Source organism: Erythrobacter sp. SG61-1L, from assembly GCF_001305965.1.
Classification (GTDB): Bacteria; Pseudomonadota; Alphaproteobacteria; order Sphingomonadales; family Sphingomonadaceae; genus Andeanibacterium.
The window spans coordinates 1,939,286-1,965,663 of the sequence record NZ_JXQC01000003.1; the positions used below are offsets into that span (position 1 = coordinate 1,939,286).

The following is a 26,378-nucleotide window of genomic DNA, read 5'->3' on the forward strand; positions in this document are numbered from 1 at the left end:
CCGAAATCCCGCAGGATGTGGGCAATATGTTACAGTCTGACGCGCATTATGCGCAATTTGTCGGAAAAGATCGACATATTGATTGAAATTTCATCGTCCCTCTGTTGAATCCGTAGCGTCAGGGGCGGAATGGAGGGGCCGAACCAGACACCCAAGGGGAACTTAATGGGGTATCCAATGTCCGACCTTCGCAAAATCTCCCTCAAATCCGCGCTTTTTCTCGGCAGTTGCCTGGCCTTCGCCGCAACTCCCGCGATGGCGCAGGATGAAGAATCAACCGACAGCGCCGAAATCCTGGTGATTGGCTCGCGCATTCCGCGCGCCGTGCAGGAAGGTCCGGCTCCTGTCACCACGATCGACGCCGACGCTATCCGCGACAATGGCTATACCAGCGTGCCGGACATTCTGCGCGCCGTGACCCAGAACGGCGGCGAGACGCAGAGCCAGCAGAGCTTCAGCGGCGCCAGCTTCACGCCCGGTGCCCAACAGGTGGACTTGCGTGGCCTTGGCCCCAATCACACGCTGGTGCTGGTGAACGGCCGCCGTATCGCGGACTTCCCGCTACCCTATCAGGGCCGCAGCAACTTCACCGATATTTCCAACCTTCCCGTAGGCCTGATCGATCAGGTCGAAGTGCTGAGCGGCAGCGCGTCGGCCATCTACGGTTCCGACGCGATCGCGGGCGTCATCAACTTCAAGCTGAAGAAGGAAGTGGACGGCACCACGCTGGATTACCGCGTGGGCATGACCGAACATGGCGGCGGCGAATCCCACCGGGCGACCATCACCACCGGCTGGTCGAACGACCGGTTCCACATCATCGCGGGCGGCGAATATCTGCTGCAGCTTCCGCTGTGGGCCTATGACCGTTCGATCCAGGACAGCACGGCAGACAACCCCACTCTGTCCTACGACCTCTCTCGCCGGACCTTCCTCCGCTACGACCCGGACTATGATGAATATGTCGATCCGGGCAAGGCGACCTGCGACTCCCTGTCCTATCTGAACGGCGGCTCTACCTATTACGCCCAGCGCGCCCGTTACGGTGCCTACGATCCGGATCTGGACGATTACGGCCCCGGCTATTTCTGCGGCAGTTCCGCCTCCATCGGCTATGGCACGATCATCTCGCGGCGCGAGGGCTTCAATGGCTTCGCTTCGATGGGCGTCGAGTTTTCGGACAATGAGGAACTGTTCCTCGACCTCCAATATGGCGTCAGCAATGTTGCCCTGATGCCCGACGTGCTCAACTGGTCCTACCAGGCGGCCTCAGGCAGCAGCGACACAACCTTCTACAACAGCTTCGACGACCGGCTGGACGACTGGTCGCGCCAGTTCACGCCCGAAGAATCCGGCGGGTTCGGCAATGTGATGACCCGCAACCGGCAGGAGACCTTCTCCTTCACGCCGGGCATTCGCGGCCAGTTCGGCAAGAGCTGGAATTACGAGCTGTCGTTCAATCACAGCCAGTATCGTTCGCGCGTGAAGTTCCCGCAGATCATCGCCGCCAAGGCGAACGAACTGTTCCTGGGCGAACAGCAGGGCGTCGATCCGGATTACGGCTACCCGGTGTTCAACGCCGATCCCGCGCGACTCTACACCCCGCTGACCGAGGCGGAATATAATTCCATCGCGGTCTACAGTGTCTACAATCCGCGTAGCTGGACGGACAATCTGCAGGCCACGATCAGCAATGGCGAGCTGTTCGAACTGCCCGCTGGCCCGGTGGGCTTTGCCGCTGTGGCCGAATATGGCGGCCAGGGTTACGAACTGAACCCCGATCCGCTGGCCCTGACCGATTACTATTACGGCCTGAAGGACAGCGATGGCCACGGCACTCGCACTCACTGGGCCGTTGGCGGCGAATTGCGCGTTCCCGTGACCAGCTTCATCGAGTTGTCTGGCGCGGGCCGTTACGATTCCTTCGGCTTTGCCGACAGCACGATCGACAAGTTCACCTATAATGCCGGGCTGGAAGTGCGCCCGCACTCCTCGCTGCTTCTGCGTGCTGCCTATGGCACAGGCTTCCGCGCGCCCGATCTGCATTATGTCTTCACGGGTCCGGGCAACACGCACCCTTCGGCGACCGATTACTACCTGTGCCGCACGGAGGAGCCGGACGAGGATCTGGGCGATTGCAGCTATTCGGATGAAGGCATCGTTGCGCAGCGCAACGGCAACAAGGATCTGAAGCCGGAAAAGAGCCGTTCGTTCAACGCCGGCTTCGTCTTCGCCCCGTCCCGCAACTTCGACGTGTCAGTCGATTATTTCTGGGTCTCGCTGGCCGATCAGGTTCAGGATCTCAGCATCGACACCCTGCTGCGCGACGAGGCAGATTGCCGTATCGGTGAAACCATGGGCGGCAGCGCGGTGGATATCAATTCGCCCACATGCCAGGACGCCATCGCCCGCGTGCAGCGCTTTGGCGGCGGGGTGAACCAGGGACGGCTCGATGCCGTAGCCGTCAATCCGGTCAACATCGCGCGCGAGAAGACCGACGGCTTCGACGTCACCGTGCGCGGCAGCCTGCCGACCAGCTTCGGCACGTTCAGCCTCACCCTGTCGCACACCCACGTGCTGAACCACACCTTCCAGCAATATCCGGGCGATACGCCCATCGACAAGCTGGCCTATGACAGCGGCTATTACATGCCGCGCGACAAGAGCACCGCCAGCCTGAGCTGGGCGCTGGAAGGCTTCAAGGCCACGGTGGAAGGCAAGCGGCTGGGCAAGCTGCCCAATTATGACGAGGACGCCTATATCCCGGCGAGCTACCTCTACAATGCCACCATCCAGTATGACGTCACTGACCATCTGCGGGCATCGTTCACGGTCAAGAACCTGCTCGACAGCAATCCGGTGAAAGACCCGACCTATGCCAGCTATCCCTATTACGACATCAGCTGGTTCGACGGCGTGGGCCGCAGCGCCTTCCTGCAGTTGACCTACAAGATCGGCGGGGAAGCGCTCTAAGCCCCGCCTGCCTTATCCCCGCCCGCCCGCTTCACGCGGTGCGGGCGGGTGATGCGGTGCATCTGGATGAAGCCGGGCACCAGTGGAAACCACAAGGTCAGGAAGCGTAGCAGCAGCGTGGCAGAAAGTGCGGCCTCAATCGGCACGCCAAGCAGGTGCAGCGTGCTGGTGGAAGTCGCCTCGAAAGTGCCCAGCCCCAGCGGGATCGGCCCCAGCGTCACCACGATGGAAGCCAGCGTGAAGGCGATGAAGGCAGTGGAGATGCCCACATCTTGCCCCAAGCCGCGCAGGCAGGCGAAAAGTGTCGCGATGTCAGCGGCGAAGACCAGCGCGTTGAACGCCGTCACCCGCAGCAGCAATGCCCTGTCCGCCACCAGTGAGGCAGGTGCCTCGGCCATGGTTTGCAACAGTTGGGCAATCGGATGGATACGCTCAATAGCAGGCGGTAGAGGCTTACTGCCCCGGCGCCGCAGCCACAGTGCCAGTGCCGGAATGGCCAGCGCCACCAGAATGAAGGTCGTCACCACCCCTGCCATCAGGGCCGTGGCCTGGCCATGCAGCCACAGCAGGAACAGGCATGCCAGCGCCAACAGCAGATAGGCCGCGTAATAGGCCCGGATGGAGATCAGCAGCACCGCCATTGCCGTGCCACGCGTCGCCCCGGCTGCCGTCAGTTGATCGACCAGCAGCACATTGCCGCCCATCCCCGCCGTAGGCAGGGCCTGATCCGCAAACAGCTTGGAAAAGGCGATGCGGATGAGCGGCTTCAGCGCAAACTGCCTGCCATCGCCCGCCCGAAGCACTTCGCGCCAGCCAAGGGCGAGGCTGACATAGGTCGATAGCTGCAACAGCACCGCGGCCAGCAGCCAGCTGGGCTGGGATTGGCGCAGAAGGGTGAGGTAGTTCTCAAGCTCTCCCATATGCAGGACAATGCCCAGCAGTGCGGCCACAACGATTGCACCGATCACCCAGCGTCGCCAACCCTGCACTATCAGTTGCCCTGCAAGTGGTGGTGCCGCTTGGCCAGTTCAGTCACCAGCGCATAGAGCAGCACCAGCGCCAGCATTGTCGCGAGCAGGGCGGGCGGCAGCGGCACGAAGGCGAACAGCGCTGCAATTGGCCCGCTGTAGGGCAAGGCCACTGCCAGTGCCGCGACGAACACGCTGCTCCACAGCAGCAGCCGCGCCGGGGTGCTTTGCCAGAAGGGCCGTTTGGTGCGCAGGACGAACAGGGCCATCAACTCAGTCAGCAGCGAGACGACGAACCAGCTGGTGCGGAAATGGGCTTCGTCGGCATGGAAGACCAGCCGCAGCAGCGCGAACGTCGCCAGATCGAAGGCAGTGCTGATCAGGCCGAACAGGATCATGAAATTGCGGATGCGGGCGATGTCCCAGCGCTGGGCCGAGGCAAGCCGTTCCTTGTCGACTGCATCCCCGGCAATGGCAATGGCTGGCAGGTCCGACAGGAAATTGTTGAGCAGTATCTGCACCGGAAGCAGCGGCAGGAACGGCAGCAGCACGGTGGCGAGGGCCATGCTGACCATGTTTCCGAAATTGGCGCTTGTGGTGATCGCGATATATTTCAGCGTGTTGGCAAAGGTCCGCCGGCCATCCTCCACGCCGCGCCGGATAGCGTTGAGATCCGGGCGCAGCAGCACGATGTCGGCGCTTTCCCGCGCGACATCCACTGCGCTGTCGACCGAGATGCCGACATCTGCCGCGCGCAGGGCGGGCGCGTCATTGATCCCATCCCCCATATAGCCCACGGCATGGCCCGCGCGCTGGAAGGCACGGACAATGCGTTCCTTCTGCTGCGGCTCCACTTCGGCGAAGACGGAAACCCCGGCGATATGCGCCGCCAGTTCCTCGTCATCCAGCCGGGCGATCTCGTCCCCTGTCAGCACCGCGCCGTCCGGCAGGCCGATAATCCGGGCCATGTGGCCGCTGACATAGCGATTATCGCCGCTGACGATCCGCACCGCGATCCCGCGCCGCTGCAGGCTGGCAACCGTGCGTTCGATGCCGCGCTTGGGCGGATCGTAGAACAGCAGGAAGCCTTCGAGACAGGCTGAGCCTTCCGCCCCGGTCGACAGGGCCAGCGTGCGAAAGCCGTCCTCCCCCTTGGCCCGCAGGAAGGCTTCCACCTGATCCCGCGCGGCAGTGTCGAGCGGCACAGTCGCACCGCCCGCACGCAGAGTAGTGCAGCCTTCCAGCACTTCCTTCACTGCGCCCTTGCTGATCCACAAAGGGTCCAGCCCGGTGTCGGGCCGGGCCAGCACGCTGAAGCGCCTGCGGGCGAAGTCATAGGGCCGTTCGTCCAGCTTCTCGAACCCCGAAAGGTCGAGGCTGGCGGCAGAGGCCGCGCCAAGGATCGCATCGTCCAGCGCACTGGCCATGGCCGTCTGCAGCCGCGCGTTGACGCCCGCGAGGCGCAGCACTTCGCCCGAAGGATCGCCCTGCGGATCGACCGCCGCGCTCAGCGCGATGGCGCCCTTGGTCAGAGTGCCAGTCTTGTCCGTGCACAGCACGTCCATGCCGCCCAGATTTTCGATCGCCTCCAGCCGCCGCACCAGCACGCCATGGCGCGTCATCCGCTTCGCACCCGCCGAAAGGGTCACGCTGACGATGGCCGGCAGCAATTGAGGCGAGATCGCTACGGCAAGCGCCACGGCAAACAGCAGCGACGTGACGATGTCCCGCCCGAGCAGCAGGCTGGCCACGAGAACGAGGCTGACCACCACCACCATCACCCGCATCAGCATGGCCCCGAACCCGGCGAGCCCGCGCGCGAATTCGGTCTTCTCCTCAGCCTTTTCCAGCGTGTGTTCGATGGCGCCGAACTGCGTTTCGCGCCCGGCCTTCACCACCAGCATCCGGGCGGTGCCGCTGCGCACCGAAGTGCCCTGAAACAATGCGCCCAGCCGCTGGGATGCCGGCGCATCGGCAGCAGAGGCACCCGGTGCCTTTTCCACCGGAAAAGCCTCCCCGGTCAGCACCGCCTCGTCCACCAGCAGCCCGTCGCTGGCCAGGATCGCGCCGTCGCCCGGAACCAGATCGCCCGCTTTCAGCAACACGACATCGCCGGGCACGATCTCGTCCAGCGGCACAGACAGTTCCGTTCCCCCGCGCAGCACGCGCACCTGCCGCACCAGGCGGGATCGCAACTCGGCAATCGCGCGCGATGCGCCATATTCCTGCGTGAAGCCCAGCACCCCGCTACCCGCGACGATCACGAGAATGATCACTGCATCCACCCATTCACGCAGCACCAGCGAAAGCAGGGCGCCGACGATCAGGATCAGGCCGAGCGGCGTGGTGAACTGGCTGACGAACAGGCGCAGGGCCGGATGGCGCGGCCCCGGCAAGGCCCGATGCTCTGCCCGGCGAAGCGCTTCTTCGGGTGGAAGCCCGCCCTGCCCGCTGCCCAGCCGCGCCGCCAGCACGGCGGCATCGTCCGCCCACCAGGTTTCCGCATTCGGCATAGTGAAACACCTCCGCCGCGAGCACGGACATACCGCGCAGGCAGGAATAGCCCGCTTTGTGCCTGGAGAACAGCGGAGCTGCTAAACACCTGCCAGAATGGACAATTCAGGCTGGACGGCCGGGCATTTTGAATTGCATACAGAATGCAATCAAATTGCAGATGGACCGCCGATGACGCCTGACAGCTTCGATTTCCTTGTCATCGGCGCGGGCATCGGCGGGCTTTCGGCGGCTGCCGAACTCAGCAGGCATGGCCGCGTGATGCTGATCGAGAAGGAAAGCGCGCCCTGCTATCACAGCAGTGGCCGTTCCGCGGCGATGTTCGCGCGCCATTATGGCAGCGCTGCGATCAGGGCACTGACCGACGCGAGTGAGGCCTTGCTGAATAAGGCGGCGCGGCACGGGTTCTACGAAGCCCTCGCGCCGGAAGCGCGCGGCATTTTGTTCGTGGCCCCGGCTGGATACGATGGTCCGGCCGATGCCAATGAAGGGCAGGTGCGCATCACTGCCGCACAGGTGGCAGAACTGGTGCCGCTGCTGCCTGCCGAAAAGGTGGATCACGGCCTATGGGATGCCGCATCCTGCGACATGGATGTCCACGCGATGCATTTGGGCCTTGCCCGCATCCTGCGCAGCCATGGAGGAGAAATCCGTACCGGGGCGGAACTGACGCAGGCCAGCCGGGGCGCCGATGGCTGGCACGTAGTGGCCGGAGGGAAGAGCCTGCGCGCCGCCGCCATCGTCAATGCCGCAGGCGGCTGGGCAGACGAGGTCGCCACACTGTGCGGCGCGGCCCCACTGGGCATCGAACCGCGCCGCCGCAGCGCCGTGCTGATCGATCCGCCTGAAAGTGCCGCCGCGATCAGACCGGTCCAAGCCTGGCCGATGGTGTTCGACATGGACCAGACGGTCTATTTCAAGCCGGAAGGCGGCAAACTGATGCTGTCGCCCATGGATGCGACGCCGGTTACGCCACATGATTGCTGGGCCGAAGAACTGGACATCGCCATTGCGGTCGACCGGTTCGAGAGGCTGACCGGCCTTGCCGTCCAGCGAGTAAGCCACAGCTGGGCGGGACTGCGCAGCTTCCTGCCGGACAATGAACCCGCCATCGGTCCCGATCCGGTCATACCCGCCTTCTACTGGCTGGCAGGTCAGGGCGGCTCCGGCATCAAGATCGCCGCGGCCGCCGCCGCGCTGCTGGCGGCCCACGCCACGGAAAGCCCCCTGCCCGACGGGCTTGGCGCGGAACTGGCGCGCTTCCTTTCGCCCGCGCGGCTTACCGCAAAAGCAGCGGACTGAACGGGCAAAGCACATACAATCCGCCTTGCGGCCTTGACACGGCATAATGATGTATACAGTATGCTGATGTTTCGTTCAGTGCCCTTTCAACAGGATATTCCAGTGATCACAAAGAACGTGTTGAGCTTGGCGGAAGCCGAGTTGCTGCTCGATGCCGCGCAGAAGAAATCCGAGGAATTCGGCGGCATTCACGTCATCTGCATTGCCGACGATGCCGGCTATCCCATTGCCCTGCGCCGGCTTGATCGCGGCAAGGTGACCAGCGTGCAGATCGCGGAGAACAAGGCCTTCACAGCCGCCGCGCATCGCCGCGTGACGCATACTTTCACCAACACGTTCCCCGGCGAGGAAGCCTGGGGCATCTTCACTCAGCATGGCGGCCGGATCACTGTGTTCGTGGGCGGCTATCCCATCTTCGTCGACGGCAAGGTCGTGGGCGGCATTGGCGTTTCGGGCGGTAATGGCGAACAGGACATCGCCGTGTGCGAAGCGGCTATCGAATCCTTCAAGCTGCATATGGAACAGACTGGCGGCGGCGTGGTGACCATCCCCGAGGCGGCCAAGAAAGCATGAGCGTCTACAAGAACTTCATCGGCGGCGCATGGCGCGATGCCGCCAGCGGCCAGACCTTCGAACGGCGCAATCCCGCCGATGGCAGCCTTGTCGGCACTTTCCCGCTATCCGGCGCGGCCGATGCGGCCGATGCGCTGAGCGGGCTGGAAGTCGGCTGGAAAAGCTGGGCCAAGACGCCCATGGAACGGCGCGTGGAAGTGCTGATCAAGGCGGCCGAGATCATCAGTGCCAAGGCAGACGTGCTGGGCGCGGACCTCACGCGCGAAGAGGGCAAGACCCTCTCCGCATCGGTGATGGAATGGAAGCGTGCGGCGGCCAATCTGCGGCTCTATGCGGGCGAGGCCCTGCGGCAGAGCGGCCAGACCTTCCCCGCCGACGGCGCGCTGGTCTATTCGGTGCGCGAGCCGGTGGGCATCGTGCTGGCGATCACGCCGTGGAACTTCCCCATCTCCCTGCCGTCCCGCAAGATCGGCCCGGCGCTGGCCGTGGGCAATGGCGTGTTGTTCAAGCCTTCCGAAGTCACTCCGCTGACCGGGCAGAATTTTGTGGAAGTGCTGCTGGAAGCAGGCGTGCCGGAAGGGGCCATCGCGCTCGTGCAGGGGCGCGGGCCTGATCTCGGCTCGGCGCTGGTGGAGGCGGAGGCCGTCAAGGCGATCACCTTTACCGGCTCTTACGCCACCGGCAGCGCAATCCATCGCATGGCTGGCCCCGGCAAGCGGCTGCAGCTCGAAATGGGGGGCAAGAACCCCACAATCGTGATGCCCGATGCCGATCCGGCCAAGGCCGCCTCCATCCTGATGCAGGGTGCATTCAACCTTACTGGGCAAGCCTGCACTGCCACCAGCCGCGCGATTATCGTGGGCGAGATCTACGAAGCCGTGGTCGAAAAACTGCTGGAACTGGTGGCCAAGGCCGTGCCCGGCAATGGCATGGACCCGGCGACCACCATGGGGCCTTCGGGCTGCAAGGCGCAGTATGACCGGGTGCGCGAGATGATCGGCGTGGGCGTGGCGGAAGGCCTGCAACTGCTGGCCGGCACGGCGGACCTGCCCGAGCTGGACGAGCAGACCGGCGGCTTCTTCGTGGCGCCGACCATTTTCGGCGACGTTCCGGCCACTTCGCGCCTAGCTAAAGAGGAAATCTTCGGCCCCGTCCTCGCCCTGCATCGCGCGGCGAGTTACGAGGAAGCGATCGAACTGGCCAATGCGGTGGAATACGGCCTTGCCGCCGCCATCGTCACCAAAGACACCGGCACGATCCTGTCCTTCGCGAAGGACATCGAAGCCGGGATCGTCAAGGTGAACAGCGCCACCGGCGGTGTCGCCAGCACGGCGCCCTTCGGCGGCATCAAGCATTCGAGCAACCAGACCTACAAGGAACAGGCCGGCCACGGCGTCATGGATTTCTACACCATGACCCGCACCATCTATCTCAGCAGCTGAGCCGAACCATCGCGCGATCCGCCATTCCGGCGGGTCGCGTTTCCTTCCAGGGGGCAAAGGAGACGGCATGGCCGCCACGATCATTCAATGGGCTGACCTTTCGCTGCCGATGTTCGTGCTGGCCGGCCTCGCCATTCTGGCCGGTTCCTTCATTCAGGGATTGAGCGGCCTCGGGCTGGGGCTGGTGGCCGCGCCTGTGCTGATCATCATCGACCCCCGGATCGGGCCGGGTCCGCTGCTGGCCATTGCCGTGCTGCTTTCCGCCGTGATGATGAAGCGCGAATTCGGCGCCATCGACCGGGAAGGGCTGGCCATCTCGCTGGTCGGCCGCGTGGCGGGATCGATCCTGGCAGGCTTCATCTTCGCGTGGCTGACCGTGGAAGCCTACGAACTGTTGTTCGGCGTATTCATCCTGACCGCCGTGGTCCTCTCCATCCTCGGCCTGCGGGTGGAACGCACGCCCTGGCACCTGCTTTCGGCCGGGTTCACATCCGGCATCATGGGCACGCTCACCGGATCGGGATCGCCCACCATCGCCCTGATCTACCAGCGCGCCGACGGGCCGACCGTCCGGGCGACGCTTTCCGCCTTCTTCCTCGCCAGTTCGATCATTTCGCTCGCCGTGCTGATGTTCGCAGGCAAGATGGGCACCCAGCAATGGACGCTGACCGTGCTGTTCCTGCCGGTGATGTTCGTGGGCTTCGCCCTGTCGAACCTGATGGTGAAGCGGCTTTCCAACGACAAGGTGCGCTGGTTCGTACTGGGGCTGGCGGGATCGTCCTCCGTCCTGCTGATCGCGCGCGGCGTGCTCGGCATCATCGACTGAGCGGGAGCTAAAGGCATGACCGAACAACGCACCCTGCTCGTTACTGGCGCATCCAGCGGCATCGGGGCGGCCTGCGCAAGGCGGCTGGCCGCTCCGGGCGTCCGGCTGATGCTCCACGCCAGCGGCAGGGACGAACACAAGCGAGCCGCGCTCGAAGCACTCGCCGCCGAACTGGCCGAAGGCGGCGCTCAGACCGCCACCTGCTTCCTCGACCTTGCCGAGCCCGGCGCGGGGACCGCCCTTGCCTCCGCCACTCTCGCACATTTCGGCGAGTTGGACGGCATCGTCAGCAATGCAGGCTTTGCCGACCGGACACCCTTCCTCAACGTTCCGCGTGAGCGACTGGACAGTTCCTTCTCGGTGATGACCGGCCTGTTCTTCGATCTGGCCCGCGCAGCCGCCCCGGCCCTTGCCGCATCGGGCAGCGGGCGCATCGTGGCGATCAGTTCCTTCGTCGCCCACCGCTTCGCGCCCGACGGGCTGTTCGCCGTGACTGCCGCCGCCAAGGCGGGGCTGGAGGCGCTGGCGCGCTCGCTCGCCGTGGAACTCGGCCCGCAAGGCGTCACCGTGAACTGCGTCGCGCCCGGATATACGCGCAAGGAGGCCAGCGGCCACCGCGCAATCCCGGAAGCAATGCTGGCCGAAATGGCCTCCCGCGCGCCCACTGGCCGGATCGCGGAGCCGGACGACATCGCGGCTGCGGTTGCCTTCCTGATGGGGCCGGATGCCCGGCAGATCACGGGACAGACCCTGTTCGTCGACGGCGGGCTTTGCCTGACCTGAACACCGGACCTACGCTCCCACCCCGCTCGTCCTGAGCCTGTGGAAGGACACGCTCCAACATCCGATCTGGGTGGCTTCCCCAGGAACAAACCTTTCACGCGTCCTTCGACAGGCTCAGGACGAGCGGGTGTGGTGATTGGGTGCAGAGGGTGGGAAGAAGAGGGATTACCTCCCCCACCCAAAGCTACAACGCCAGCGCCATCCCCACCGTGCGCGGGTCTGCCGCAAGCAGGCCTGCACCGTCAGCCGCCACGCAGGCGATCTGCATCGCCGGTCGGGTGGCCCAGCGCGGGACTTCGTAGACTGAAGGAGCCGCCTCGCGGAAGGCGAACACGGTTTCCGCATCGAAGCCTTCCTCGATCACTACGCCATCGTCGGACGGGCGCCATTCCCAGCGCGGGGCGACGATCAGCTTGCCCGGATCGGTTTCGCCGGCAGCGATCCGCGCCAGCGTCTGCGCGTTCCACGGCATCTGGTTCGCCCCGCCCGGTGTTGCGCCCATCAGGCGCATGCCGTCGCCGGTCTCCACTGCCCAGGCGTGCAGGGTGGTGACCGGGCGCTTCCCCGCTTCAGGGAAGTTCGCATGGCCGACCGTGCTGCTGAAGCCGCGCCCGGCGCGATTTGCCAGGATCATATCAAATTCCGGCACGATCAATCCGCTGCCGAAACGGGGATAGCTGTTGGAATGGATCAGGGTTACGATCGTGCCCGCATCGTCCACCGCCGTGACCATGGACGTACCGGAAATGCCCGAAAGGTCTCGCCTGCGGCGATTGATCGCCTCCACTACCTCGCGATAGACGCGCGGCTGGCTCGCGGCGGCCACCGGGTCCAGCCCCGCAACGGCATCGGCCAGCGAACCGCCGTGGGTTGGCAAAGGCGTGACGTGCAGCGCCATGCCCGCCAGAGACGCTGCGGTGGCCGGAAGCCATTCCGCCTGTGCCGTCAGCAGATCTTCCTTGGTCAGCACCCCACCGGCACGCGCAACGCGAGCGGCCACGGCATCCCCAACCGGCCCGGCATAGAAATCGGGGCCGCGCGCTACCAATTCTTCCAACATGGCCGCCATGCCGGGCAGGCGCACCGGCGTGCCAGGAGTGAGGACATCGCCATCGTAGCCATAAGGATAATAGACGGTGCCTTCCGGGTTCATCGCCGCGACCAAGGCGCGGGATTCATCGCACAGCACCGAACAGATGCGTGACCAGGCAAAGCCCCGCGCAGCCAGCCCGATTGCCGGTTCCGCGAGCCGCGCAAGCGGCAATCTGCCCTTGGCCACCAGCGCCAGATAACCCATCGGCGCGGCCGGAACGCCGATGGAGGTCGGCCCCGTTTCCGTCATGCCACCCGCAGCCGCCACCTCGCCCAGCCCCGCAGGTGCGCCGCCAATGGCCAACAGAGCCTCAGGCGCAGGCGCGCCCTTGTCCCATGCCAGGGCGATCAGATCCCCGCCCAGTCCGCATTTGGGGGGCAGCAGCACGGTTTCGGCAAGGCCCATCGCCGCCGCCGCGTCATAGGCATTTCCGCCCGCGCGCAGGATTTCCGCCCCGATCAGCGCAGCGGTGGGTGCAGCAGCAGCAACCATGCCCCAGCGTCCACGGGCGGTCATCTGTTCGGCCATCACCGGCTCGGCCCCGATGGCCCGCCACCGCGCCGCACCGGACAAGGCGCTCGATCCGTCCCCTCCCTGGCTCATCGCAATCTTTCCTTTCCGCCGCTCAGGCGCCGTGGCGCAGCAGGAGCACCATCGCCGCCACCGCACCTGCTGCCAGTCCGGCGATCACCGGCCAGCGATTGGCGCTCGCCAGTTCCTCGCGGTCCAGCCAGACCTCGCTCGCCACGGTGCGCACGCCCGACCATGAAAGCAGCACACCCGCGCCCACCCAGATTGTGGCGACCTGCGCCAGGCTGGCCAGAACCGCGCCCTGATAGACATTCCCATCCGACAGCATGACCGCGATGGTCCCTGCCAGCGGCAGCCCCTGAAACGCGATCCCGTCCCGCCCGGAAATCGCACCGACGATCACCATCGCCACTGGCAGCAGCACGCACCACAGCGGCCCAGACAAGGCGAAATGCTCGCCCAGAGCGTAAACGAAGCCCGGCGTGCCCGGACCAAGGATCGCCTCTGCCGAAGTCCCCTCACCAATCATGAAGAAACCCAGCACCGGCACCACCGGCGCGAAGATGCGGATCACCAGGAAGAAGCCCTCGGACATCATGTCAACGATGCTGTCCAGCGCATGGGTGCCGTGCTGCACCACGCAGGTGATGATCAGCAGCACCACCGCCATGCCGCCCATCAGGGCAACTGCCATGCCGTTATCCGCCGTCTGCGATGGCCGCAGGATCGAAAGAACCGCCGTGGCACCCAGCAGCGCCGGAACCACGATGGCCAGGCCTATCTGGCGGCGCGTGGGCGGGGCCACATCAGCCGCCTGCCCTGCCCCTTCCGGCACCGCCGCAAGATCCACTTCACGCGGGCGCAGTTTTGCCCATGCGAGGCTGACCCCAAGCGCGACGAGGCCGATGACGATGGAAATCAGCAGCGACATAGGCAGGATGGCGCTGGGTGCCAGCCCGCCCGGCGCGCCGGTGATGCGCGCGGCGGCCTGAATCAACGGATCGGCGGAGAGCGCCATGCCGTGCCCGGCCATGCTCATCGCCATGCCGGTCGCCAGTGGAGAAAGCCCGGCGCGCACCGCCAGCGGGGCAAGCAGTGCGCCGATCATCAGCACAGTGGGCGTGGGCCAGAAGAACAACGAGAAGAGGTAAGTCGCAAGCGCGATCATGATGAAGGCGGTGCGCGGCCCGCGCATGAATTTGGCGAAGGGCATCAGCATCACCCGGTCGATGCCTTCCTCGCGCAGGACGTGCAGCAGCGCGCCCATGAAGCCGACCAGCAGGATCGTGTCGAACAGCCGGGTGCCGCCCACAATGGCCGCACGGAACATGGCCTGTGCGGCGAAGATCGCCTGATCCACCGGTTCCTGCCCGGCGTTGGGCGAAAGCAGGGCCAGTGCGATAATGCCCAGCATCGCAAGGATGATGACCCCGCGCCGCACCGCCATGGCGAACAGCATCGATAAGGTGACTGCGAAAAATACCCAGTGTGCCGCCGTAAGGCCCATGCCCGATCTTCCCATTTGCGAACGGCACACCTGGCTTCTTTACCCGAGCCATTGGCGAGCCGCCGCTCCTCCCGTTGAAAATCCCTGCCTGCCGGTCTCTCCTTGACGGTCCTGGCCTCACTTCCACGGACTGCCCGCTGTGAAGCGGCGCGGCCCGGCGGTGAGGCTCAATCCATCTTGATATATATCTGCCCGCCTTCTTCCTTGACCGGAAAAGTGCGCACGGGCCGCGTTGCGGGCGGATTGATCGGCACGCCGGTTTCCAGATCGAAGATCGAGCCGTGGCAGAGGCAGGTGATGCCCTTGCCCTCCACCTTGCCGGAAGCGAGGTGGCAGGCCAGATGCGTGCACAGATTGTGGATCGCATAAATCTGCCCGCCCGACCGGGCGATGGCCACTTCGATACCGTCCAGCGCGAAACGCCGGGCCATGCCCTCGGTCACCTGACCGCTGCGGGCGACGCGCTTGAAGGACTCGTCTTCGGAAGAAGCCTCAGCGACATCGCCGCTCTCTTCTTCGTCTTCTTCCTCCGGCGCGCCCATGACGAGTTCGGCCAGATCGAGATCGTCATCCGCCAGCAGGGCCGGATCGACCACGCGCTTTTCCGCGATCAGGGTCTTGGAGTGCATGACATCGCCGCCGCGATCGAAGCCGAACACGCCCACGACCACGCCATCCTTCAGATAGAAGGCGCTGAAATCATTGTCCTCCACATCGCCGCGTAGAACGATAGTGTCGTAATCGGCGGAAGAACCGGCGAATTGCAGGTTGAAATCATACTGGTCCGACCAGAACCACGGCACATCGTTAAACTCGGCCCGGCCGCCCAGCATGTTGGTGGCGATCACCAGAGCCTGCCGCGTGGCATTGTCGAAATGTTCGATCCGCATGCGGCGGCCGAACAGCATGTGCTGGTGATTTGCGACGTCACCCGCGGCAAAGACATTATGTGCCGAAGTGCGGCCATATTCGTCCACGCGGATGCCGTTGCCGACTGTGATTTCGGAAGCGCGGGCGATCTGGTCGTTCGGCGTCGTGCCGATGCCGACCACCACCAGCGATCCTTCGATTTCCTCGCCTCCCTGCGTGCGCACGACAACGCCTTCGCCGCGATCCTCGATGCCTTCCACGGCCACGCCGCAGCGGATCGTCACGCCTTCGCTTTCATGCAGGGCTGAGACATAGCCGCCGACCTCGTCGCCCAGCACGCGGGCGAGCGGCATGGAACCGGCCTCCAGCACAGTCACCTCCGCACCGGCCTTGCGGGCAGTCGCCGCGATCTCCAGACCGATGAAGCCCCCGCCGACTACGATCAGGTGAGCGCCGGGCTTCAATGCGGCCTTGATCGCCTGCGCATCGGCCGCAGTCTTCAGATAGAACACGCGATCCGACGTGACGCCTTCCAGCTTGCGCGGAGAAACGCCCGTGGCGATCAGCACGGCCTCTGCATCCAGCTTCGTCCCGTCCGACAGGGTGACCTGCCGTGTTTCCACATCGATATGGGTCGCAGCCGTGCCAAGCTTCAGCTCGACGCCGTTCTCACCATACCAGTCCGGCTCGACGGACCAGATATCCTCGATGTCCGCCTCTCCGGCGAGAAAATCCTTGGAAAGCGGCGGGCGCTGATAGGGGGCGAGTTCCTCGTCCCCAACGATCACGATATTGCCGTCGAAGCCCTGGCGCCGCAGCGCCCGTGCGACCGATGCCGAGGCATGACCGCCACCGATAAGTACAAATTGCCGCATTGGGCCTGTTCACCCCTTACCTTGCGCCAGTGGCGCAATTACCCGACCTGAACGGCACAGCCTTCAGGGTTACTGTCGATGATGCGGGGGACCGGGAATATCTCCACCGTCCCATCGACCACGCGTGTATCGTAAACCGGCTGGCAGCGGCTCCATTGCTGCTCCCACCCGGTCTTGAGATCGAAGGCCCATTGATGGCCCGGGCAGATCATCTTGCCCTGGAAGATCAGGCCCTTGGACAGCCGCTTGTGCTTGTGAACGCACAGATCAGCCATGGCGTAGACTTCGCCTTCGAACAGGCAGACGAGCACATCCTCGCCATTCACCTGCACGACCAGCTTCTTCTTGCGCTGCAATTGATCCAGCGGCGCGGCGGCCACCCAGTCAGACATGGAATTTCCGCTTCCTGTGGGGAGGCCGGATGGAGGGGCAAGCCCCTCCATCGCGACCTTCCGGGCCTCGATCAGGCGGCAATCGCCTCGGGCGCCGCATTGGCGGCTTCGAGGTCGGGCTTCACGTAATAGTCGTAGAGCGACTTGGTGTAGGACACGCGCATATCGGCAGCGTCGCGGATTGCTTCGAGGCATTCCTGCTGCAGTTCAGGCGTGTTGGCGTATTTCAGCACGATTTCATAACCGCGCGCGCCGTGCACCTCGTCAGAGGAGATGTGCAGTTCGAAGAACTCGGCCTCGTCTTCGGTGAAGCCATACTTCTCAATCAGCACCGGATATTGGCGGCGGTAGATTTCAGGAACCTGCGATTCCAGGCCCACGATCAGCGCAGCCGAAGCGACCACCCAGTTCTTGCGCATGGCAACGGCATAGCACCAGCCCTGGAAGCCGCGCGTCACCGGGTTCATGTTGGCCGGATCGGTCATGCGTTCTTCAGTGGTGCCGCAGGCGAGCGCAAAGCGCAGCAGCAGGTCGGTGTGGCGGATATCGGCCAGTTCTTCCTCATACATGTTCTGCAGCAGGAAGTCCTTGGCATCCATCGCCGTTTCCGGGGCGTTGGCATAGATGTAGCCCAGATAGTCCGCGAAGGGGCCGACATACTGATAGTGGTTTTCGGCCCAGCGGCAGAAATGCTCGCGCTTCAGCTCGCCATTGGTCCAGGCAAGACTGAAGGATGCGTCCTTCGCTGCGCGGCCTTCCATTGCCTTCTTGATCGCAACCTTGAACTCTTCCGGGGACATCAATTCGGCCATTTCTCAATCCTCCAATTTCGCTTGAGATAAGTTGTATACAGTATGCATATGAGAGTCAATGCCGCCTAGCTGCCAATCCGGTTTCTGCTGGCAAGCGAGGCCAGCATGGAAATGGCGCTAAGCGGAGTAAGCGAGCCGGTGCGCGGATTGTCTGGCATCTTCTGGCTTTCGACCTTGATCTGCAGCTTCGCGGCGGGGGAGTTCACGTGGATCTCCTGATAGAGGCTGGTCACATGCGGATCGGCCCACATCTGAACCTGCGTTCCTTCCGGCCCGAGAGTCGCGAGGCTAAGCGTGGCCGCGACATTGGCATTGGCGGGGAAGGCACGCGCGGCCTCTGCCGCATTGCCCTCGAAGATCAGCATGGCTTCGCTCAGGCTCGACAGATCATAGCCCTGCGCCACCACATGCGGCGCGTCGGCCAGGCTTTCAGGCGGCTTGCGCGAGATCAGCGTCACGGAATCGAACCCGGCGCGCGCCAGTGCCCGCAACCCGTCGAAGCCGACGATCCCGCCGGAAGGAACCATGATCCGCGCGCCCGTTTCTTCCGCACGGCGGAACAGTTCGGGCCGGGCGAGCAGCGCACCGGAATTCATCGTGATGAAGATCTTGCCCGCCTCGATCGCGGGCGGTGCAATCTCGTCCATGGCGGCGGCCACGGCGGCATCGAACACAACGTCCACTGAAGCCACCAATTCGTTGACCGGAAGGATCGGCGCAGGACGAGTGAGGCGCGCCAGCGCAGGCGCGGCCTTGGCAGGATCGCGAACGGTCAGGCCGGCAAGTTCCAGCCCCTCCAGCGCATCCGGACCATCCAGTGCCGCGACGACCATCTGGCCGATCACGCCAAAGCCCACGATACCCACTTTCAGGGGGCCTACCTGCATTACCACTTCACCCTGTATACAATCGACATTACACATGCTCGCATAGTGCGATTTGTGTGGAATGCAAATGGCCAGATTGCTCCGAGTGACGTTACGTCGCAGCGGATCGGCAAGAAGGGGTAGGAATGGAGTTTCTCGACACGGGAACGGCCCGGCTGGCCTATCGGACAGATGGCCCGAAGGACGCCCCCGCCTTGCTCTGCATCCATGGTTCGTGGGACGATCACCATAGCTGGAACGGCGTGGCCGAGCGACTGCCCGAACTGCGTACCATCCGCTATGACCGGCGCGGCCACAGCCTCAGTTCGGCCCCGCCAGGGCAAGGCCGGTTGAGCGAGGATGTGGACGATGCACTTGCCCTGCTCGACGCGCTGGGGATCGGCAGTGCCCATGTGATCGGCCATTCCTATGGCGCCAATGTCGCCATCGTTCTGGCCGCCCGCGCACCGGAGCGGATTGGCACGCTGTTCCTGCACGAGCCGCCAGTCTTCGGACTGCTTGGAGGCGGCAACGAGGCCGACCTTGCACTGCGCGCCGAGGCAATGGCCACGATGAAGCGCGCGGCGGAACTGCTGGAAGCGGGCAAGACTTTCGCCGGTGCCCATCTGTTCATCGAACACGTCGCATTCGGTCCGGGAAGCTGGGAGCATCTGTTCGATGCGGAAGCCCGCGCCACGATCCTTGCCAATGCGCATACATGGCTGGACCAGTCGCGCGACCCGGAACGGCTGGCCGTGGACGTGACAGCCCTCGCCCATTTCACCGGCCCTGTCGTGATGACGACCGGCCGCGACAGCCTGCCCGCCTATCCGGCGACCGTGCTCCATATCGCCGCCGCCCTTCCCGCCATGGCCGTGCATGAAGTGGGCGGCGGGCATGGGGCGCATATTTCTCATCCTGCCGATATTGCTGCGGTAATCCGGGCATCGCTGGGCGAATGAGGCCATGTGTCAGGCCGCCCCTTCGGCGGCACTCGCCCGCAGGGCAGCGCCTTCCTGCGCATAGGATCGCGCGATGAAGGCGCACAGGATCAGCTGGATCTGGTGGAAGATCATCAGCGGCAGGATCAGGAAGCCCACCTGAGCGGCGGGGAACAGGGCCGCCGCCATCGGAACCCCGCTGGCGAGGCTCTTCTTCGAGCCGCAGAAGACCAGCACGATCTCGTCCTCGCGCGCGAACCACAGCCGCCCGGCCCAGCGCGTGACACCCAGGACGACAAGCAGCAGCAGCGATCCGGTGATGAAGATCGCGACAAGGTCCGCAATCGAAATACGTGACCACAGCCCTTCGACCACGGCCGCGCTGAAGGCGGTGTAGACCACCAGCAGGATCGAACCGCGATCGAGACGGCCCAGCAGGCTCTTGTGCCGGTCAACAAAAGTGCCGGTCAACGGACGGGAGAAATGGCCCACTGCGAAAGGCAACAGCAGGGTAGTCGCCACCGAGCCTATTGCATCCAGTGTGCCGCCATGCGCCTCCCCCGCACCAGGGATCATCAGGCCTGCCAACAGCGGCGTAAGGAACACGCCGGCGATATTGGACAGCGAGGCGCTGCACACAGCCGCAGCGATATTGCCGCCCGCGATGCTGGTGAAGGCGATGGAAGACTGGACAGTCGAAGGCAGGACAGACAGGAACAGGAACCCGCCCTTCAGATCATTGTCCAGCAGACTGTCGGGCAAGGCCGCTATGCCAAGGCCCAGCAGGGGAAACAGGATGAAGGTGCTCGCCCCGACGGCGAGATGGAGGCGCCATGCGCCGAGGCCGCCCAGCACAGCCTCGCGCGTCAGCTTGGCACCGTGCATGAAGAACAGCAGCGTGATCGCCGCCTTGGTCGCCCAGGAAAAGCCGGTGGCGACCGTGCCCTGACAGGGCAGGAAAGTGGCCAGCCCCACACAAGCGAGGAGGAGCAGGGTGAATGTGTCTGGCCGGATCTTCTTGAGCATTACGCAGCTTCCGTTCGCATCCGGGGCCATCCGATCTTCGGCGTGCCCAGCTGCGAAAAAGAGGCTGGCCCGCACCGAGGTGCAGGCCAGCCACAGTTGGGTGGATCAGAAGCTCTGCTTGAGCTGGATGTAGTAGGTTCCGCCATTCACGCCCATCGGCGAGGTGGTGGGATACTTGGAACCCAGGATGTAGCGCCAGGGATTGAGGTCCGGACGGTTGTCCAGAATATCCGTCGCGCCGATTGCCAGCTCGGTATTCTCGAAGATCTTGTAGGCGAACTCGGCATCGAAAGTGATTTCCGATCCGGCGTCGATCCGAAGACCGCCCGAGTTCACGTGCATTTCGGTATATTCACCATAGTAATTGGCCCGCACGAATGCACGCCAGTCGCCAGCATCGTGGCTGAAGGTGGCATTGCCGCGCCAGCGGGGCAGGTTCTTTTCGAGCTGGATCACGCGCGTGGCGCTCAGCAGTTCGCCCGGATCGGTCGGATCGTAGGAGGTCACGTCCGTCTGGGTGTAGTTGGCGGCAAGGCTGAAGCTGGTATTCGCCCCGTCGTAGAGGTCGATCGGCATCGTCGCCACGACATCCACACCCTGAGTGGTGGAGGAGAAGTCGTTGGTGAAGAAGCGGAACGTGCCCAGATTCTGCGCGAAGGCATAGCCTTCGGCTGCCAGAATATCGCGCTGATCGTCGGTCAGGCTGTAGCTGGCCGAAGTGGTCAGACGGTTCTTCATCTTGATGTTGAAATAGTCGATCGTGAGGTTCAGCCAGGGCTGTTCGAACACGATGCCCGCGCTGAAGCTCTTCGACGTTTCCGGCTTCAGGGCCACACCGCCCACGGCCGCCGCAACCGGACTGCCCGCAGGAATGATCCCGGTCAGCAGCAGATCGCCATCGGTCGTCAGTTCGGTGGTGAGGCCGCTATAGTTTTGCTGACCCGGGCTGGGCGCATGGAAGCCCGTCGCATAGGTCGAGCGGACGCCCAGCGACGGGGTCAGGTGATACAGGCCTGAAACCTTGTAGGTCACCTTGTCCCCGAAGTCGGAGAAATGCTCGAACCGGCCCGCAGCGCCCAGAACCAGTTCGTCGGTGACGTTGGTTTCAAGGTCGAGATAGGCCGAGATATTGCTGCGCGAGAAGGTGCCGGCAATGTCGGGCGTATAGCCCGGATAGGCGTCTTCACCGATCAGGAAGCCTTGCGTCGCCAGAATGCCCGCTTCGTAGCTTTCCGGGTCGCCCGCAACCACAGTGAAGGACTCACGGTGGAACTGGCCACCGAAGGCCACGTTCAACGGCGAGGCCAGGCCGATTTCCCACGGATAGGCGAAGTCGGCATTGACGATGAATTCTTCCTGGATGCGCTTGCCGTTATTCTCGAACGAAGTCGGCGAATAGGAACCCAGGCTGGGGTTGATCGAGTTCTGCACGAAGATGTGCATCTGGTGACGGCCAGCACCCACGCTCAGGTCATAGCTCAGATCATCCACGATCTCGCCGCGCATGCCCAGCGTGCCGTAGAGATCCTTCACCTTGTTGCCGAAATAGGGCGAATAGCCACCGGGGTAATATTCCAGAGCGGAGAAGCAGTTCGGATCGGCGAAGACTTCGGCCAGACGGTCAGCCGCATCGGTATCGCCCACGCCGATGGGATCGGGGATCAGGCCGGTATCGAAATCTATACCGCCGGGGCAGGTAATGCCGTCATCCGGCGTCATATCGCCGATCAGGTAATTGCTGCCACTGGTGAACACCGCTTCGCGGTCGGTCGGGTTGCGATAGAAGAAGTCGACGAACACGGTCTTCTCGGCATAGCCGCCGAAGCCGTAAAACTCGCCTCCCAGCCCATTCTCGACCCCGAAATTGACGAAGGTCTTGATGTTGTCCTGCACCTTGGGCGTGCCGAAGCGTGTGGCCGGATCGGGCACGCCGAGGAAGCCCGCTTCCTGCAGAGCCGCCGCATCGCTGCGCTGCACGGCGCGGGTAGTCATCGCCGCGTCGCTATATTCACCGCTGAAGCGAACAAAGCCGTTTTCACCGAGCTTGGTGCCATAGGTCGCAGCGGCAACATAGGTATCGCCATCGCCTTCATAGGTGCTGGAGAAACGCAGATCGACGCGGCCGCCTTCATCGGAATCGTCCATGATGAAGTTGATCACGCCCGCCACGGCATCGGCGCCATACTGGGCCGCTGCACCATCGCGCAGGACCTGCACCTGCTTGAGCGCGATCGAGGGGATGGAAGACATGTCCGGCCCCTGAGAACCGTCGGAGATACCGCCGGAGAAGGTCGGAATATCCGAAGCGCGGTGATGGCGCTTGCCGTTGACCAGCACCAGCGTGTGGTCCGGCGCAAGGCCCCGCAGCGAGACCGGGCGGATACCCGCCGAGGTGCCGCTGATCGCGTTGTCGTTCACATTGAGCGACGGGACTGCGACGCGCAGCATATTGCTCATGTCCGGGCTGCTTTCGCGCTGCAGATCCTCGGAGGAAACGATATCGACCGGAGCCGGCACGTCCAATGCCGAACGCGCTTCGCGGCGCGAGCCGGTAACGACGATGGCGGCACCCTCATCCGCTTCGGCGGCTGGGGCAGATACCTCTTCTGCATGGGCGATTTCCGCCTGCGCAGAGGCAAGCAGCATGCTGAGCATCAGGGCGCGAGTGGACACAGCCTGGAGTTTCACACGGCGACCCGAAAGGAAACCGCAATTATTGAAGGACCTCATTATTCCCCCCATCGCGAGAGCACGCGCCGGTACGGCGCGTCAGTTGACACACTTTGCTTCGACGAACCGTTTTGAACGGCTTTACGACTGCCGTTCCTCCCTGCACTGCTACGGGTGTTTTGTATGTCGTATACAGTGTGCAAAGCACAGTATACCTTGCAATCGGGGTGTCAATAGCGATTTCGCAAGCGCGAAATGAGGTAGCTTCCCAGACCTCAAAGGCGCATTTTAACATATATTTTTCATATGTTTGCTGCACACAGCGGCATACGATCCCGCTCACGCCAGGAGCCGGCACAAGCGCCGAACGAAGGCACCATATCGGAGGAGAGAATCGCCTACCTTGTCGATTGTGCGCAGAAGACAGTGGAGTTTCGGGCGATCTTGATCTAACGCAATGAAACCATTGGCTGGGGCCTTCACCCAGCATCAGACCGAAGAACTGCAGATGGACGATCAAGCGGTGGGACAGGAACAGCACAGCGAGTGGGGCCAGATCGGCCGTAGCCGTCAGTCGCTCAACAATGTGGTTGCCGATGCGCTTCGCGAAGCGATCCTGACCGGACAGTTCAAGCCGGGCGACCGCCTGCCAGAACCGCAGCTTGCCGAAATGTTCGGCGTATCGCGCAATCCCATCCGGGAGGCACTGCAGGTTCTGTCCAATGAAGGGCTGGTGGATATTAGTCCGCGCAAGGGCGCGCGCGTTCCGCTGATGTCCTTTAACGAGTTGGCCGAAACCATCGATCTGCGCGCGGAACTGGAAGGCATCAGTGCCCGCTATGCCGCTCGTCACTGCCACGACAAGGCCCGCGAAGCGCTGACCAAGCTGCTTGAAGATGGCAATGCCGCCGCCGCGCGCGACGATTTGGAAGAACTGCAGATCGTGAACGATCGCTTCCATGCCGAACTCGGCCAAGCTGCCGGTAATCGCTATCTGGCGGACTTCATGCGTTCCCTGCGTGACCGGACCTACTGGCTTTTCTCCACCCAGTCCGCCGTGCGCGCCAAGCATTCCTGGCAGGAACACGCCAGCATCCTTTCGGCAGTGATCGACGGGGATCAGAACAAGGCATCGCGCCTCGCCATGGGCCATGTGCGCGAAGTGGGCGCGGCGCTGATGGCCAACCTTCCCGAAGGCACTTATCGCGAGGAAGACAAGGCAGCCTGACCCGGCTGCCCTGCCCTCGCGGGGGCACTGCCTGAACAAGCGCGTTTCTCTGTTCGCCTCCTAAAAGGCCACTAGCAGGGCTATACCCACCAGCGCGGATGCGATCAGCCCGGCGATGACCGGAACGAAATTGCGCCGCGCCAGCTCGTCCGGCCTCACATTGGCCAGCGCCGCCACGATGCACACGCCCGACCATGGGGCGAGCGTGCCGCCACCTACCCAGATGCTGCCGATCTGCCCGAGGCTGGCGAGCAATGCCGTGCTGTCGGTCGAGGTAGCGCCTGTAAGCGCTGCAGCCACGCTGCCGGTCAGCGGCAGGCCGGAGAAGCCGAAACCGTCAATCCCCGACAGGATGCCCACGATCATTACGCCCACTGGCAGCAGCGGATTGTCAGGGCCGAGATAGCGGCCGACCGACTGCCCGAAATCGAGCATATAGCCCGGCGTGCCCGGCCCAAGGACGCGTTCCGCATGGGCAGGATCGCCCAGCAGGAAAAACGCCACGATCGGCAGGACCGGCCCGAATACCTTGATCGCGAAAGTGAAGCCCTCGGTGATGTGGTGGATCACGCTTTCCATCGCGCGATGCCCGTCATGCGCGATGCAGGCCATGATCAGCACACAAATCGCCGCCCCGCCGAGCAGGGCAGTTGCCTCCCCACCATAGATCGCCTTTTCCGGCAGGGCGATTGCCCGGTAGATAATCAGTACGCCCACGCCGAACAGCAGAAGCGGGGTAAGAATGGCCAACGGCAGGCCGAAGCGCCCGTGCGGCGGCAGTTCGGCGGCAATCTCCTCTCCGCCTTCACCCGGCTCGCCGGAGATAGAACCCCCTGCCGCAGCCATACCGCCACCTGCCAGTGCCTGAGGCTTCAGGCGCATGTCACGACGCAGGAAGATCACTGTCAGTATCATCGCGACCACGCCCGTCACGGTCGAGAAGATCACGGTGTAATAGAGGATTGGCGCAGCATCGATCCCTGCCGAGCGTGCGGAGATGCGCGTAGCGGCCTGGATCACCGGGTCAGAGGAAAGCGCGATCCCATGGGCCGCGATATTGATGGCTGCCGCCGCGCCCAGCGCAGGCAGGCCCGCGCGCAAAGCCACGGGGATCAGCACCGTTCCCACCAGCGCGGTGGCTGGCGAAGGCCAGAAGAAGATCGAACAGACGTAGGCCGTGATCGCCAGCACGAAGAAGGCGGACCATGGCCCCACGATCAGCTTGCGCATCGGCGCGATCATGAGTTCGTCCGCGCCTTCGGCCGCCATGGATTTGAGCATGGCCAGCATGATCGCCACCAGCAGCATGATGTCGAACAGGTCGCTGCCCGCCAGCAGCATCGCCCGGAACAGGCTCTGCAATGCAAAGACACCGTGAGCGATCACCCCGCTGCCTGCATTGGGCGACATGGCGGCGAGCACCAGAATGCCCAGCATCGCCGCGATGACTACGCTGCGGCGGAAAACAATGGTGAGCAGGATCGTGACCAGGATTGCAAGGAACATCCAGTGCGACGGGGTAAACAGCACACGCAATCTCCAGTTCCGGCCAAAGGCCGTCCATGTTGGTTCTTGGCATATCGTCCACCCGGCGGCGTCTCTTGCGGACACACGCTCGTTTCGCTCGGATCAAGGTCTGCGGGAGATTTTCAGGCTCGCGCGACCGAATTTGTTATTGGCTTCAAGAAGTTTGACGAGCGTCGCCACGAAGGCATCCCGCTCATCGGGTTCGAGACACTCCAGCAGGCGTTCCTGCGCACGGAGCATCCCGGGATAAAGTTGACGCAGGACGGCCTCACCCTGCGCTGTCAGACAAGAAATCACCGCACGGCGATCTTTCTCGCTGCGGCGCCGTTCCACCAGTCCGGCATCGCTGAGCCGCCGCAGCACGTCCGCCACATTGGTACGGTCGATCCCGAGGCTGTTTGCGATGGCAATCTGATCGGCATCGGGCGTGGTCGAAAGGATCGTCATCAGCCCATATTGCACCGGCGTGATGTCGGACCCGACCAGTTCTTCGAAGAACAGGGCGTAGTGCAACTGGTGCAGACGCCGGATCAGATAGCCCGGCCTTTGCCAGAGCGGCAGCTGCTGCATCAGTTCACGCAATTCGAGACTTTCCTTGCTGGCCTTGCGCTCGCCTGTGGCAGGCTTGCAGGCCGATTTTCCGCGTGGGCCAGCCATGC

General features: G+C 63.7%; 20 protein-coding genes. 8 read left to right on the forward strand and 12 right to left on the reverse strand.

The features are described from left to right. The first annotated feature begins 177 nt into the window (after window positions 1–177). Window positions 178–2,973: a TonB-dependent receptor gene (locus SZ64_RS09750; protein WP_054532183.1), complete on the forward strand. Its 2,796-nt coding sequence runs from the start codon at window positions 178–180 to the stop codon at window positions 2,971–2,973. On the opposite strand, the gene SZ64_RS09755 is transcribed toward SZ64_RS09750, so the two are convergent. Further along, entirely contained in the window at window positions 2,970–3,962 is a 993-nt protein-coding gene (locus SZ64_RS09755; RefSeq protein ID WP_054530649.1) for a lysylphosphatidylglycerol synthase transmembrane domain-containing protein, read from the reverse strand. The two genes, SZ64_RS09750 and SZ64_RS09755, sit on opposite strands and share 4 nt — an antisense overlap. 2 nt (window positions 3,963–3,964) lie before the next feature. Further along, window positions 3,965–6,454: a magnesium-translocating P-type ATPase gene (gene mgtA / locus SZ64_RS09760; RefSeq protein ID WP_054530650.1), complete on the reverse strand. Its 2,490-nt coding sequence runs from the start codon at window positions 6,452–6,454 to the stop codon at window positions 3,965–3,967. Window positions 6,455–6,626: 172 nt separating this feature from the next. Between mgtA and SZ64_RS09765 the strand changes: the two genes are divergently transcribed. From SZ64_RS09765 to SZ64_RS09785, 5 genes are all read left to right on the forward strand, one after another. Beyond that, window positions 6,627–7,757 (forward strand): FAD-dependent oxidoreductase, encoded by a 1,131-nt coding sequence (locus SZ64_RS09765; RefSeq protein ID WP_162225102.1) that lies wholly within the window; start codon window positions 6,627–6,629, stop codon window positions 7,755–7,757. 102 nt (window positions 7,758–7,859) lie between these two features. After that, window positions 7,860–8,330, forward strand: coding sequence for a heme-binding protein (locus SZ64_RS09770; RefSeq protein WP_199797072.1), 471 nt, complete (start codon window positions 7,860–7,862; stop codon window positions 8,328–8,330). Then, window positions 8,327–9,772, forward strand: coding sequence for an aldehyde dehydrogenase family protein (locus SZ64_RS09775; RefSeq protein ID WP_054530652.1), 1,446 nt, complete (start codon window positions 8,327–8,329; stop codon window positions 9,770–9,772). Before SZ64_RS09770 ends, SZ64_RS09775 begins: the two co-directional genes overlap by 4 nt. A gap of 67 nt (window positions 9,773–9,839) precedes the next feature. Continuing rightward, a complete protein-coding gene (locus tag SZ64_RS09780; RefSeq protein ID WP_054530653.1) occupies window positions 9,840–10,598 on the forward strand; it encodes a sulfite exporter TauE/SafE family protein in 759 nt (252 codons plus the stop codon). Window positions 10,599–10,613: 15 nt separating this feature from the next. Continuing rightward, the gene (locus SZ64_RS09785; protein WP_054530654.1) at window positions 10,614–11,381 is read left to right on the forward strand and encodes an SDR family oxidoreductase; all 768 of its coding nucleotides are present in this window, start codon (window positions 10,614–10,616) and stop codon (window positions 11,379–11,381) included. Window positions 11,382–11,565: 184 nt separating this feature from the next. Here the strand turns inward: SZ64_RS09785 and SZ64_RS09790 are convergent, their stop codons facing one another. The 6 genes from SZ64_RS09790 to SZ64_RS09815 form a co-directional block, all read right to left on the reverse strand. After that, window positions 11,566–13,077, reverse strand: coding sequence for a gamma-glutamyltransferase (locus SZ64_RS09790; RefSeq protein ID WP_054530655.1), 1,512 nt, complete (start codon window positions 13,075–13,077; stop codon window positions 11,566–11,568). A gap of 22 nt (window positions 13,078–13,099) precedes the next feature. Next, window positions 13,100–14,512, reverse strand: coding sequence for a hypothetical protein (locus SZ64_RS09795; protein ID WP_054530656.1), 1,413 nt, complete (start codon window positions 14,510–14,512; stop codon window positions 13,100–13,102). Window positions 14,513–14,679: 167 nt separating this feature from the next. Continuing rightward, window positions 14,680–16,257, reverse strand: coding sequence for an FAD-dependent oxidoreductase (locus SZ64_RS09800; RefSeq protein WP_082384515.1), 1,578 nt, complete (start codon window positions 16,255–16,257; stop codon window positions 14,680–14,682). 38 nt (window positions 16,258–16,295) lie between these two features. After that, entirely contained in the window at window positions 16,296–16,649 is a 354-nt protein-coding gene (locus SZ64_RS09805; protein WP_054530657.1) for a Rieske 2Fe-2S domain-containing protein, read from the reverse strand. A 71-nt stretch (window positions 16,650–16,720) separates the two neighbouring features. Further along, window positions 16,721–17,461: an iron-containing redox enzyme family protein gene (locus SZ64_RS09810; RefSeq protein ID WP_054530658.1), complete on the reverse strand. Its 741-nt coding sequence runs from the start codon at window positions 17,459–17,461 to the stop codon at window positions 16,721–16,723. 65 nt (window positions 17,462–17,526) lie between these two features. Next, complete coding sequence (locus SZ64_RS09815; RefSeq protein WP_054530659.1) at window positions 17,527–18,348, reverse strand: aspartate dehydrogenase domain-containing protein; 822 nt, start codon at window positions 18,346–18,348, stop codon at window positions 17,527–17,529. Between the two features lie 125 nt (window positions 18,349–18,473). On the opposite strand from SZ64_RS09815, the gene SZ64_RS09820 reads away from it, so the two are divergent. Beyond that, window positions 18,474–19,289 (forward strand): alpha/beta hydrolase, encoded by an 816-nt coding sequence (locus tag SZ64_RS09820; protein WP_054530660.1) that lies wholly within the window; start codon window positions 18,474–18,476, stop codon window positions 19,287–19,289. A gap of 9 nt (window positions 19,290–19,298) precedes the next feature. On the opposite strand, the gene SZ64_RS09825 is transcribed toward SZ64_RS09820, so the two are convergent. Both SZ64_RS09825 and SZ64_RS09830 read right to left on the reverse strand, forming a co-directional pair. Further along, window positions 19,299–20,294, reverse strand: coding sequence for a bile acid:sodium symporter family protein (locus SZ64_RS09825; protein ID WP_054530661.1), 996 nt, complete (start codon window positions 20,292–20,294; stop codon window positions 19,299–19,301). A 105-nt stretch (window positions 20,295–20,399) separates the two neighbouring features. Beyond that, the gene (locus SZ64_RS09830) at window positions 20,400–22,967 is read right to left on the reverse strand and encodes a TonB-dependent receptor (protein ID WP_162225103.1); all 2,568 of its coding nucleotides are present in this window, start codon (window positions 22,965–22,967) and stop codon (window positions 20,400–20,402) included. A gap of 454 nt (window positions 22,968–23,421) precedes the next feature. Between SZ64_RS09830 and SZ64_RS09835 the strand changes: the two genes are divergently transcribed. Then, window positions 23,422–24,192: a GntR family transcriptional regulator gene (locus SZ64_RS09835; protein WP_082384518.1), complete on the forward strand. Its 771-nt coding sequence runs from the start codon at window positions 23,422–23,424 to the stop codon at window positions 24,190–24,192. Window positions 24,193–24,252: 60 nt separating this feature from the next. On the opposite strand, the gene SZ64_RS09840 is transcribed toward SZ64_RS09835, so the two are convergent. Together SZ64_RS09840 and SZ64_RS09845 are read right to left on the reverse strand one after the other, a co-directional pair. Beyond that, complete coding sequence (locus tag SZ64_RS09840; protein ID WP_054530664.1) at window positions 24,253–25,698, reverse strand: hypothetical protein; 1,446 nt, start codon at window positions 25,696–25,698, stop codon at window positions 24,253–24,255. Between the two features lie 123 nt (window positions 25,699–25,821). After that, a complete protein-coding gene (locus SZ64_RS09845; protein WP_054530665.1) occupies window positions 25,822–26,376 on the reverse strand; it encodes a MarR family transcriptional regulator in 555 nt (184 codons plus the stop codon). Window positions 26,377–26,378: the final 2 nt, after the last annotated feature.